Annotated in this window: 13 protein-coding genes; 6 read left to right on the top strand and 7 right to left on the bottom strand. The window is 67.1% G+C overall.

What is annotated here, in order from left to right; all coding sequences use genetic code 11:
• Positions 1-48: 48 nt before the first annotated feature.
• The 6 genes from lptF to ACK59X_RS29740 all read left to right on the top strand — a co-directional run bounded on the left by lptF (position 49) and on the right by ACK59X_RS29740 (position 5,775).
• Positions 49-1,143, top strand: a complete 1,095-nt coding sequence (lptF, locus tag ACK59X_RS29765) for an LPS export ABC transporter permease LptF (protein ID WP_409962288.1) — start codon at positions 49-51, stop codon at positions 1,141-1,143.
• Entirely contained in the window at positions 1,140-2,246 is a 1,107-nt protein-coding gene (lptG, locus tag ACK59X_RS29760; protein WP_409962286.1) for an LPS export ABC transporter permease LptG, read from the top strand. Before lptF ends, lptG begins: the two co-directional genes overlap by 4 nt.
• Positions 2,247-2,256: 10 nt before the next feature.
• Positions 2,257-2,631 carry a sirohydrochlorin chelatase gene (locus ACK59X_RS29755; protein ID WP_409962284.1) on the top strand — a complete coding sequence of 125 codons (375 nt, stop codon included), beginning with the start codon at positions 2,257-2,259 and terminating at the stop codon, positions 2,629-2,631.
• A 73-nt stretch (positions 2,632-2,704) separates the two neighbouring features.
• A complete protein-coding gene (locus ACK59X_RS29750) occupies positions 2,705-3,646 on the top strand; it encodes a CysB family HTH-type transcriptional regulator (RefSeq protein ID WP_409962282.1) in 942 nt (313 codons plus the stop codon).
• Between the two features lie 16 nt (positions 3,647-3,662).
• Complete coding sequence (locus ACK59X_RS29745) at positions 3,663-4,550, top strand: methyltransferase domain-containing protein (protein ID WP_409962280.1); 888 nt, start codon at positions 3,663-3,665, stop codon at positions 4,548-4,550.
• A 52-nt stretch (positions 4,551-4,602) separates the two neighbouring features.
• Positions 4,603-5,775: a pyridoxal phosphate-dependent aminotransferase gene (locus ACK59X_RS29740; protein ID WP_409962278.1), complete on the top strand. Its 1,173-nt coding sequence runs from the start codon at positions 4,603-4,605 to the stop codon at positions 5,773-5,775.
• A gap of 7 nt (positions 5,776-5,782) precedes the next feature.
• On the opposite strand, the gene ACK59X_RS29735 is transcribed toward ACK59X_RS29740, so the two are convergent.
• From ACK59X_RS29735 to purD, 7 genes are all read right to left on the bottom strand, one after another.
• Positions 5,783-5,953 (bottom strand): hypothetical protein, encoded by a 171-nt coding sequence (locus tag ACK59X_RS29735; RefSeq protein WP_409962276.1) that lies wholly within the window; start codon positions 5,951-5,953, stop codon positions 5,783-5,785.
• 13 nt (positions 5,954-5,966) lie between these two features.
• A complete protein-coding gene (gene rng / locus ACK59X_RS29730; RefSeq protein ID WP_409962275.1) occupies positions 5,967-7,454 on the bottom strand; it encodes a ribonuclease G in 1,488 nt (495 codons plus the stop codon).
• A 28-nt stretch (positions 7,455-7,482) separates the two neighbouring features.
• Positions 7,483-8,097 (bottom strand): Maf family protein, encoded by a 615-nt coding sequence (locus ACK59X_RS29725; protein ID WP_409962273.1) that lies wholly within the window; start codon positions 8,095-8,097, stop codon positions 7,483-7,485.
• An 89-nt stretch (positions 8,098-8,186) separates the two neighbouring features.
• Positions 8,187-8,654, bottom strand: coding sequence for a 23S rRNA (pseudouridine(1915)-N(3))-methyltransferase RlmH (gene rlmH / locus ACK59X_RS29720; RefSeq protein WP_007858784.1), 468 nt, complete (start codon positions 8,652-8,654; stop codon positions 8,187-8,189).
• Between the two features lie 56 nt (positions 8,655-8,710).
• The gene (rsfS, locus tag ACK59X_RS29715) at positions 8,711-9,535 is read right to left on the bottom strand and encodes a ribosome silencing factor (RefSeq protein ID WP_409962270.1); all 825 of its coding nucleotides are present in this window, start codon (positions 9,533-9,535) and stop codon (positions 8,711-8,713) included.
• 183 nt (positions 9,536-9,718) lie between these two features.
• Positions 9,719-10,675 carry an oxygen-dependent coproporphyrinogen oxidase gene (hemF, locus tag ACK59X_RS29710; protein WP_409962268.1) on the bottom strand — a complete coding sequence of 319 codons (957 nt, stop codon included), beginning with the start codon at positions 10,673-10,675 and terminating at the stop codon, positions 9,719-9,721.
• A partial coding sequence (purD, locus tag ACK59X_RS29705) for a phosphoribosylamine--glycine ligase (RefSeq protein WP_409962266.1) occupies positions 10,675-11,713 on the bottom strand: 1,039 nt, incomplete at its 5' end. The genes purD and hemF, both read right to left, overlap by 1 nt.

Here is an 11,713-nt window from a genome sequence, read left to right as displayed (position 1 = left end):
CAAGGGTCTTCAGATCAAAGTTCATAATCGGTGTTTTCCTTAGAGCCAATGTTATTCGATTCATCCATCCGCAAGGAGCTGGCGCGCAGCTTCGGGGCCACACTGGTGGTGCTGGTCACCGTGGTGATGACCATGATGCTCATCCGCACGCTGGGCCAGGCCTCGCGCGGCAGCGTGAGTCCGTCCGACGTGATGCTGGTCATGGGCTTCACGGTGCTGGGCCAGTTGTCCATCATTTTGGCGCTGAGCCTGTTCGTGGCCGTGGTCGGCACGCTGTCGCGCATGTACCGCGACAGCGAGATGGTGATCTGGTTCGCCAGCGGCCGCGGCCTGATCAGCCTGCTGCGCCCGCTGCTGCGCTTCGCCTGGCCATCGATTCTGGTGATCTCCGTGCTGGCGCTGCTGGTCGCGCCCAGGGCCAATAACCAGATCCAGGAGCTCAAGACCCGCTACGAGCAGCGCAGCGACATCGACCGCATCGCCCCCGGTGAGTTCCAGGAGTCAGCCAACGGCAGCCGGGTGTTCTTCATCGACAAGGACAGCCCCGACAACCTGGCCGGCAACAACATCTTCATTGCCACCAACATCGCCAAGAAGGAAACCGTCACCTCCGCGCGCAGCGCCCGGCTGGAAACCAAGGATGGCGAGCGCATCGCCACGCTGGTGCAGGGGCAGCGGCTGGAGACCGAGCACGACAAGCCTGGCCTGAAGATCAGCGAATTCGAAGAGTACACCACCCGCATCGGCTCCGCGCCCGCCGGCTCCGCCGAAGAGCTCTCGGTCAAGACCCGCGCCACGCATGAGCTGCTGATGCAGCCCCTGCCTGCCTACCGGGCCGAGCTGGGCTGGCGCATCGGCCTGGCCCTGGCGGCCCTGAACTTCGTGGTGCTGGGCCTGGCCGTGGCCACCGTCAACCCGCGCGCGGGGCGCAGCACCAGCCTGGTGTTCGCCCTCTTCGCCTTCATCGTCTACTACAACCTCATGACCCTGGGCACCAGCTGGGTCGGCGCCGGGCGCCTGGGCCTGGGCGGCTTCATGCTCATGCTGCACGGCGGCACCTTCGCCCTCGCGCTGCTGCTGCTCACCGCACGCCATAACAACTGGAGCCTGCGCCGCCTGTGGCAGCGCCGGAGCCCCGCATGAAAACCATACGCCGCCTGATCCACCGCGAGGCCTTCTTCGCGGTGGCCTACGTCACCATCGGCTTTCTGGCCCTGTTCTTCTTCTTCGACCTGGTCGATGAACTGCGCTGGGTGGGCCGCACGGGGCCACAGGGCTACCAGTTGTCGCATGCCATGCTGTTCGTGGTGCTCAGCATCCCCAGCCACCTGTACGAGCTGCTGCCCATCACGGTGCTGATCGGCACCATCTTCGTGATGGCGCGCCTGGCGCAGAGCTCCGAATTCACCATCATGCGCACCAGCGGCATGGGCCCCTGGCGCGCCATGCGCACCCTGCTCACGCTGGGCGGGTTCTTCGTGGTGCTGACCTTCGCCGTGGGCGACTACATCGCACCGCTGAGCGACAAGGCCGCGCAACTGATCAAGGTACGCCACCTGGGCCGCCTCACCTCGGGTGCCACCGGCGCCTGGCTCAAGGAGCGCCAGGACGACCACTCCTACGCGGTGAACGTGCGCGCCCTCACGCCCGACGGCGGCATGCTCGACATCCGCATCTTCGAGTTCGATGCCAAGGGCCTGCTGGCCTCGCAGACGCGTGCGGCCTCCGGCAGGTTCGGCGACGGCAGCGCCTGGGAGCTCACCGACGTGCAGCGCAGCAGCTTCCAGCAGCGCGGCGGCGACGAAGCCCGGGTGGACCGCCAGAACGCGCCCACGCTGCAGTGGCCCACGCGCATCAGCGCCGACATGGTGGCCGCCTCGCTGCTCAAGCCCGACCGCATGGCCACGGTGGACCTGTTCCAGTACATCCGCCACCTGGACAGCAACGGCCAGTCGGCCCAGCGCTACGAGATCGAGTTCTGGCGCAAGGTGTTCTACCCCCTCTCCTGCCTGGTGATGGTGGTGCTGGCCCTGCCCTTTGCCTACCTGCACTTCCGCTCCGGTGGCATCGCAGGCTATGTGTTCGGCGGCGTGATGGCCGGCATCAGCTTCTTCCTGCTCAACAACGTGTTCGGCTACGCCGGCAACCTGCAGAACTGGTCGCCCTGGCTCACGGCGGCTGCGCCAGGGATCATCTATTCGCTGCTTTCCCTGGGCGCCTTCGGGTGGCTCGTCCTTCGAAGGTAGCCGCCCAACCATGCATGACCACGCCATCGTCCTGTTCGCCCATGGCTCGCGCGACCCGCTGTGGCGCGCCCCCATGGAGGCCGTCGCCGCCCGCATAGGGCAGGCACACCCAGGCAGGCCCGTGGCCTGCGCCTACCTGGAGCTGTGCCAGCCCACCCTGCCCGACGCCGTGGCCCAGCTGGTCGCCCAGGGAGCCCGCCATGTCACCGTGGTGCCCATGTTCCTGGGCACCGGCAAGCATGCGCGCGAAGACCTGCCCGTGCTGGTGGAACAATTGCGCGCCAGCCACCCCGGCGTGCGCTTTGGCGTGCAGGCGGCCATCGGCGAAGACCCACGCATGACCGCATTGATGGCAGAAATCGCTTGTGAATCGCCTTCGGGCTGAGTTTTTGCATCACCGCCTGACATCTCTTAGATGCTTGCAGCATAATGATGCAACTCTTTAGGCGATATCAGATATGAATCTGCACCAATTCCGCTTCGTCCAGGAGGCTGCCCGGCGCAACCTGAACCTGACCGAAGCCGCCAAGGCGCTGCACACCTCCCAACCCGGCGTCTCCAAGGCCATCATCGAGCTGGAGGAAGAACTCGGCGTGGACATCTTCGCGCGCCACGGCAAGCGGCTCAAGCGCATCACCGAGCCGGGCCAGCACGTGCTCAAGAGCATCGAGGTCATCATGCGCGAGGTGGGGAACCTCAAGCGCATCGGCGAGCAGTTCAGCGCCCAGGACAACGGCACGCTGAGCATTGCCACCACCCACACCCAGGCCCGCTACGAGCTGCCGGTGCCCGTGGCGCGCCTGCGCGAGGCCTACCCCAAGGTCAACATCAGCCTGCACCAGGCCACGCCCGACCAGGTGGCGCGCATGGTCATCGACGAGGTGGCCGAGATCGGCATGGCCACCGAGTCCCTGGCCGACTACCCCGAGCTCGTCACCCTGCCTTGCTACGAATGGGAGCACGTGCTGGTGCTGCCGCCCGGCCACGCGCTGGCGCAGAAGGAACGCATCGGCCTCGACGACATCGCGCACGAGGCGCTCATCACCTACCACCCCTCGTTCACCGGCCGCGGCAAGATCGACCATGCCTTTGCCGCACGCCGCCTGCAGCCGCGCATCGCGCTCGAAGCCATCGACTCTGACGTGATCAAGACCTATGAGCGCCTGGGCCTGGGGATCGGCATCGTGGCCGAGATGGCCATGCGCGACGACCCCGTGGGCGACCTGGTGGTGCGCCCGGTAGGCCACCTGTTCGGCCAGAGTGTGGCCCGCGTAGCCTTCAAACGCGGGGCCTACCTGCGCAATTTCGTGTACAAATTCGCAGAATTGCTCAGCGACCGCCTGAGCCGCGAGCTCATCGCCCGCGCCATGAGCGGCCACGTTAACGACTACGAACTTTGAGAAGGTGTGATGCCCGATGAGTACCCTTTCCTCCGCGGCAGTTCCTTGCGTTTGCTGTGGCCAGGCGCTGCGCGCCGGCCTGGAGGAATGGCATTGGGTGTGCCCCCTGTGCGGCTATGAAGCGGCGCAGCTGGCGCCCGCGATCAACGAAGCCCGATCCCACGAAAAGGTCGATGAAGGCCAGCGCGATACCGGCCTCAAGGCCCTGCGCGAGGCCAATTTCCACCAGTTGCTGGACCGCATGGGCCGCCACATCACGCCGGCCGGCACGCGCTTGCTGGACGTGGGCGCTGCCCATGGCTGGTTCGTGAAAGCCGCAGCCGACCGCGGCTTCACCGTCCTGGGCCTGGAGCCGGACCACGCGGTCTGCGAGCAGGCGCAGCGCAGCGGTGTGCCGGTGCGCGAGGGCTTCTTTCCCGATGTGCTGGCCGATAGCGAGCAGTTCGACGCCATCGTCTTCAACGACGTGTTCGAGCACATCCCGCATTCCGATGCGCTGCTGGCTCAGTGCATTGCCCGGCTGGCCCCCGGCGGGCTGCTGGTGCTGAACCTGCCCTCCAGCCGCGGCGTCTTCTACCGCACCAGCAAGCTGCTGCACCGCTTCGGGGCGGGCGCCTTCTTCGACCGGCTGTGGCAAAAGGGCATGCCCTCGCCCCACCTGCATTACTTCAACGCGCGCAACCTCACCCATCTGAGTGCGCGGCACGGCCTCACCCTGATCGACTCGGCCCACTTGGCAAGCGTCCACCTCGATGGCCTGTATGCACGAATCGCCTATGTGAAGTCGGGCCTGCGCTGGCTGGCCCCGCTGATCTGGCTGGCCATCGTGGCCGCTTACCCGCTGGTGCGCTGGGGTGCCCCGAGCGACATCGACGTGGTGATTTTCCGCCGCAATGGCGGCTAGGGTGCCAGCCTCGCACATTGACCTCCTCCCCCTCCTTTCCTCCCCCTGTCCCATGACCCTCGCGACCGATACCGCACGCACTCCCGCCATCGCCAGCAAGCTTCCCCAGGTGGGCACCACCATCTTCACCGTGATGTCGGCCCTGGCGGCCGAGCACAACGCCGTCAACCTGGGCCAGGGTTTTCCGGACTTCGCCTGCGACCCGGCCCTGGTCGATGCCGTCACCGCCGCCATGCAGGCCGGCCACAACCAGTACCCGCCCATGACCGGCGTGCCCGCGCTGCGCGAGGCCGTCGCCGCCAAGATCGAGGCCCTGCACGGCCGCCGCTACGACCCGGCCAGCGAGATCACCATCACCGCCGGCGCCACCCAGGCCATCATCACCGCCATCCTGGCCGTGGTGCACCCGGGCGACGAGGTCATCGTGCTCGACCCCTGCTACGACAGCTACGTGCCCAACATCGAGCTGGCCGGCGGTGTGGCAGTGCGCGTGCCGCTCACGCCCGGCACCTTCCGCCCCGACTTCGCCAAGATCAGCGCCGCCATCACGCCGCGCACGCGCGCCATCCTGATCAACACCCCGCACAACCCCAGCGCCACCGTCTGGAGCGCCGAGGACATGCAGGCCCTGCAGGACCTGCTCGCCCCCACCGACATCCTGCTCATCAGCGACGAGGTCTACGAGCACATGGTGTTCGACGGCGGCCAGCACCAGAGCGCTGCGCGCTTCGCCGGCCTGGCGGCGCGCGCCTTCATCGTCTCGAGCTTCGGCAAGACCTTCCACGTCACGGGCTGGAAGGTGGGCACCGTGGCCGCGCCCGCGGCGCTCACGGCCGAGTTCCGCAAGGTGCACCAGTTCAATGTGTTCACGGTGAACACCCCCGTGCAGTACGGCCTGGCTTCGTACCTCAAGGACCCTGCGCCCTACCTGCAGCTGCCCGCCTTCTACCAGGCCAAGCGCGACCTGTTCCGCGAAGGCCTGGCCGGCTCGCGCCTGAAGCTCCTGCCCAGCACGGGCAGCTACTTCCAGTGCGTGGACATCTCGGCCGTGAGCCACCAGAGCGAATCGGACTTCTGCCAATGGCTCACGCGCGAGATCGGCGTGGCCGCGATCCCGCTGTCGGCCTTTTACGGCGACGGCTTCGACCAACGCGTGGTGCGCTTTTGCTTCGCCAAGAAGGATGACACCTTGCGCGCGGCGCTGGAGCGCCTGCGCAAGCTGTGACGCGCCGTCAGCGGTAGCCCGCCACATCCACCGGCTTGCCAGCCCGCTCTTCGGCCAGCATATGGCCCCAGGCATCGGGCTGGCTGCCGTCCAGGTCCGTGAAGCCATGGACACGCGCCAGTTGCCCGCTGGAAAGGGACTGCCCATTCCAGCGCGCCACCTGTGGGTCCGGGGCCATCGGACAGGCGCATCTACAGCAGCACGATGTCGTACTGCTCCTGCCCCATGGCACTCTCGGCCTGCAGCGAGATCGGCTTGCGGATGAAGTCCGACAGCCCGGCCAGGTGCTGGCTTTCCTCGTCGAGGAACAGCTCCACCACGCGCGCCGAGGCGACCACGCGGAACTCGCGCGGGTTGAACTGGCGCGCCTCGCGCAGGATCTCGCGCAGGATGTCGTAGCACACGCTGCGTGCGGTCTTCACGCTGCCCTTGCCCTGGCAGGCCTCGCAGGGCTCGCACAGCATGTGGGCCAGGGATTCGCGCGTGCGCTTGCGCGTCATCTCCACCAGGCCCAGCTGCGAGAAGCCGCCGGCCATGGTCTTCACGCGGTCGCGCGCGAGCTGCTTCCTGAACTCGCTGAGCACGGCGTCCTGGTGCCCGCCCTGCACCATGTCGATGAAGTCGACGATGATGATGCCGCCCAGGTTGCGCAGGCGCAGCTGTCGCGCGATGGCCTGGGCCGCCTCCAGGTTGGTCTTGAAGATGGTGTCGTCGAAATTGCGCGCCCCCACGTAGCCGCCGGTGTTCACGTCGATGGTGGTGAGCGCCTCGGTCTGGTCCACGATGAGGTAGCCGCCGGATTTGAGGTCCACCCTGCGGCCCAGGGCCTTGGCCACCTCTTCGTCGATGGAGTACAGGTCGAAGATCGGCCGCTCGCCCTTGTAGTGCTGCAGCTTGGGCGCCGCAGCTGGCATGAACTCCTGCCCGAAGGCGCGCAGGCGCTGGAACTGTTCCAGCGAATCGAGGCGGATGGTCTGGGTATGGTCGCCCACCAGGTCGCGCAGCACGCGCTGCAGCAGATCGAGGTCCTGGTGCAGCAGCGACATGGGCGGCAGCTTGAGCGAGGCCTCCTTGATGCGCGCCCAGGTCTTGCGCAGGTAGGCGATGTCCTCAGCCAGCTCGGCGTCGGTCGAGTCCTCGCCATTGGTGCGCAGGATGAAGCCGCCGCCACCGCCCGAGGCCTTGTCGCCCACCAGGGCCTGCAGGCGCGTGCGCAGCGCATCGCGTTCGGCCGACGGGATCTTCTGCGACACGCCCACATGGTCGTCCTGCGGCAGGAACACCAGCAGCCGCCCCGCTATGCTGATCTGCGTGGACAGGCGCGCGCCCTTGGTGCCGATGGGGTCCTTGATGACCTGCACCATGAGCGACTGGCCTTCGAACACCTGCTTTTCGATGGGGATCTGGGGCTCGCCCTTGCGCGCGAACGCAGGCGGCTCGCCATCGGGCTGGCGCTGCCAGACATCGGCCACGTGCAAAAAGGCGGCACGCTCCAGGCCTATGTCGATGAAGGCCGACTGCATGCCCGGCAGCACGCGCGAGACCTTGCCCAGGTAGACATTGCCCACCAAGCCACGCTCCAGCGTGCGCTCGATATGCAGCTCCTGAACCGCGCCATGTTCAACGATGGCGACGCGTGTCTCCTGGGGCGACCAGTTGATGAGGATGTCTTGTTGCATGGTCGTCAGCAGTTTTTGTGTTGTTTCTTCAGACGGGGAAGCCAGCTGCGCGCAGCAGCTGAGCGGTCTCGTACATCGGCAAGCCCATGATGCCCGAATAACTGCCGCTCAGTTGCGGAATGAAGGCCGCCGCCCTGCCCTGCACGCCATAGGCGCCGGCCTTGCCCAGTGGCTCGCCGGTGTTCACGTAGTCTTCGACCTGCTGCGGCGTGAGCGCGGCAAAGGTGACGCGCGACACCGACAGCGCCGCCACGCGGCGCGTGCCCATCTGCAGCGCCACGGCCGTGAGCACGCGGTGCGTGCGCCCCGCCAGCTCGGTCAGCATGCGCGCGGCATGCGCGGCATCGTCGGGCTTGCCGTAGATGGCGCGGCCCAGGGCGACCGTGGTGTCGGAACACAGGATGGGTGCCTCGGGCAGGCCGCGGCGCGCGCGGCGGGCCATGGCGGCGTCGAGCTTGAGGCCGGTGACGCGCTGCACATAGGCGGTGGGCACCTCGCCGGGGCGTACCTCTTCGATGGCCTCGGCATCCTCGCCCATGTCGCCGTCCACATTGGGCACGAGCAGTTCATGGCGCACGCCCAACTGGTCGAGCAGTTGGCGGCGGCGGGGGCTTTGGGAGGCGAGGTAGATGAAGTCCGGCATGGTGCTGGAGCATAACCAAGAACCAGCTTACGATCCCGTGCACTTCTTACCACTTGCTACGCAATCGGTAGCAAATCACGCCGCCCGCACTATTCGCGATGGTAGGGATGGCCGGCGTTCACCGACCAGGCGCGGTACAACTGCTCGATCAGCAGCACCCGCACCATGGCGTGCGGCAGGGTCAGGTCGGACAGGCGGATGCGTTCGTGCGCCGCCTGGCGAAAGGCCGGGTCCAGCCCGTCCGGTCCGCCGATGACGAGCGCCACGTCATCACCGCCCAATTGCCAGCCCTTGAGCCGCTCGGCCAAAGCCTTGGTGGTGAGGTTGGTGCCGCGCTCGTCGAGCGCCACCACGCGGGTACCCCGTGGAATGGCGGCCTCGATGCGCTCACGCTCGGCGGCGTACAGCGTCTCCAGGGTCTTGGAGCCGCGCGGCTCGGTCTTCACCGCCTTGAGCTCGACCTTGAGCTCGGGCGGGAAGCGCTTGGCATAGTCGTCGTAAGCGGTCTGCGCCCAGTCGGGCACACGCTGGCCCACGGCCACGATCAACAGTTTCATGGCAGTTCAGGCGCCAGGAGATTGCGGGGGACGGGACGGAACCCGCCTGCATCGCCTCACTTGCGGCCCGGTGCCCTTTTGGCGGGGGCCTTGGCGGCTGGCCGTGCACCACCGCGCGAAGCGGGCTTGGCGGCCTCGGCATTGGCCTTGCTGCGCGGCACCGATGGCTTGACCACGATGGTCTTGATCGGGGCCTTGGTGGCGACGGGCTTCTTGGCTGCAGGGCTGGTCTTCACGGCGGACTTGGCCGGTGCGGCCTTGGAGGCCGTGCCGGTCTTTGCCGGGGCGCGGCTCGGTGCCTTTGCGGGGGCCTTGGCTGCCGGCTTGGGCGCAGACTTGGCGGCGGGGCGGGCAGCCGACTTGGCAGGTGCTGCCGCCTTCTTGGCCGCGGGGCGGGCCGAGGTACCGCTCTTGGCGGCCGATTTGGCATCGGACTTGGCGGCCTTCTGCGCCGACTTCTTCTCGGCCAACTCGGTGGCTGCCGACGATGCCGGCTTGGCCGCACCCAGCTTCATGCGCACGGGCACCTCGCCCCACAGCTCTTCCAGGCGGTAGTACTGGCGGATGGCGGGCTGCATGATGTGCGCCACGGCCGCACCGCAGTCCACGATGATCCACTCGCCGTTGTCCTCGCCCTCGATGCGGGGCTTGGAAAAACCGGCTTCCTTCACCGCGTCGCGCACGCTGGCGGCCAGCGCCTTGGTCTGGCGGTTGGAGGTGCCCGATGCCACGATGACCCGTTCAAACAGCGGCGAGAGATGCTCGGTGTTGAAGACCTGGATGTCTTGCGCCTTGACGTCTTCCAGGCCATCGACGATGGCGCGCTGGAGTTTGGTGACGTCTTTCTTGGAGGCGGTTTCCGATTTGGTGGATGTGGTCATCAGGCGGTGATTTATAAGGAATGGAATCAATATAGCGCGCAACGGAGTGTGCAGCCAGTGGGCTGGGCCTCAGGTGTTGCGCGGTGGCGCTCAGGCAATGGCGGGTGTTTGAACCCGGTGCTGCTGGCGCCAAAAGCGCGGGCAGCTATTGAAATTATAGCTTTTTTGGAAAAAGAGGCGGTTTCAGCCAGCCTCGGAGAGCCAGTCGCGCGGCACCAGGAAGTGCTCGGTGAGCGCCGCCTCGGCCGAGGCGGCCTCTTCCTGGCGCCGGTAGGCCCAGGACACCAGGGGCGGCATGGACAGCAGAATGGACTCGGTGCGCCCCCCCGACTGCAGACCGAAATGCGTGCCCCGGTCCCAGACCAGGTTGAACTCCACATAGCGCCCGCGGCGGTAGAGCTGGAACTCGCGCTCGCGCTCGCCATGGGGCATGCCCTGGCGCCTTTCCACGATGGGCAGGTAGGCCGACAGGAAGGCATCGCCCACGGATTGCGTCATGGCCAGGCTCTGCTCGAAGCCCAGCTCCGAGAAGTCGTCGAAGAACACCCCGCCCACGCCACGCTGCTCATGGCGGTGCTTGAGGAAGAAGTATTCGTCGCACCACTGCTTGAAGCGCGGGTACTTGTCCTCGCCAAACGGCGCCAGTGCATCGCGGCAACTGCGGTGGAAGTGCACCGCATCCTCCTCGAAGCCGTAGTACGGCGTGAGGTCCATGCCGCCGCCGAACCAGCAGGTCGGCGTCTGGCCCGGGTGGCCGGCAGCGATCATGCGCACGTTCATGTGCACCGTGGGCACATAGGGATTTCGCGGGTGGAACACCAGCGACACGCCCATGGCCTCGAACGGCGCTCCCGCCAGCTCGGGCCGGTGCTGCGTGGCCGATGGCGGCAACAGCGGCCCGCGCACGTGCGAGAAGCCACAGCCCGCGCGCTCGAACACGCGCCCGCCTTCGAGGATGCGCGTGACGCCATCGCCCTGCAGCGGCTCGCCGGGCTCCTTGCGCCAGGCATCGGCCAGAAAGCGCGCACCGCCCTCGCCTTCCACGGCCTCCAGCGCATCGGTGATGCGCAGCTGCAGCCCTTGCAGGTAGCCGCGCACGCGCGCCACCGTGTCGGCAGCGTTCAGCGTCGATGGGGTCATCAGGCCTTCACAGCCCTGAAGCCGATATCGCGGCGGTACTGCGCGCCGTCGAAATGGATGTTGCGTGCCACATCGTAGGCGCGCTGCTGCGCCTGCTTGACGCTGTCGGCCAGCACCGTCACGCACAGCACGCGGCCACCCGTGACGCTGACCACGCCGTCCTTGAGGGCCGTGCCCGCATGGAAGACCACGGCATCGTCCGCATCGGCCGGCAGGCCGGTGATGGTGTCGCCCTTGCGGGGGTTCTCGGGGTAGCCATGGGCGGCCATCACCACGCCCAGCGCGGTGCGGCGGTCCCACTGCAGTTCGACCTGGTCGAGCTTGCCGTCCACACCGGCGCCCAGCACGTCTGCCAGGTCGCTTTTCAGGCGCATCAGGATGGGCTGGGTCTCGGGGTCGCCCATGCGGCAGTTGAATTCGAGCGTCTTGGGGTGGCCCTTGGCGTCGATCATCAGGCCGGCGTACAGGAAACCGGTGTAGGGGATGCCATCCTTTTCCATGCCGCGGATGGTGGGCAGGATGATTTCGCGCATGGCGCGGGCGTGCACGTCGGCCGTGACCACGGGCGCGGGCGAATACGCGCCCCTGCCGCCGGTGTTGGGGCCTTCGTCGCCGTCCTTCAGGCGCTTGTGGTCCTGGCTGGTGGCCAGGGCCAGCACGTTCTTGCCGTCGCACAGCACGATGAAGGAGGCTTCCTCGCCCTCGAGGAAGGCCTCGATCACCACACGCGCGCCACCCTCGTTGTGCGCCACGCCATATTTGTTGTCCACCAGCATGAAGTCCACGGCATCATGGGCTTCCTTGAGCGTCATGGCCACGACCACGCCCTTGCCCGCCGCCAGGCCGTCGGCCTTGACGACGATGGGCGCGCCCTTGGCGTCCACGTAGGCATGGGCCTGCGCCGGGTCGCTAAAGGTTTGGTACTCGGCTGTCGGAATTCCGTGGCGCTGCATGAAGGCCTTGGAGAATGCCTTGGAGCTTTCCAGCTGCTCCGCGGACTTCGTGGGGACGAAGATGCGCATGCCGTGCGCGCGGAAC

It is taken from the genome of Acidovorax sp. (assembly GCF_046339755.1).
GTDB lineage: Bacteria > Pseudomonadota > Gammaproteobacteria > Burkholderiales > Burkholderiaceae_C > Acidovorax.
The sequence above is the reverse complement of the archived record's forward strand: the minus strand, read 5'-3'. Positions and strand labels throughout refer to the sequence as shown.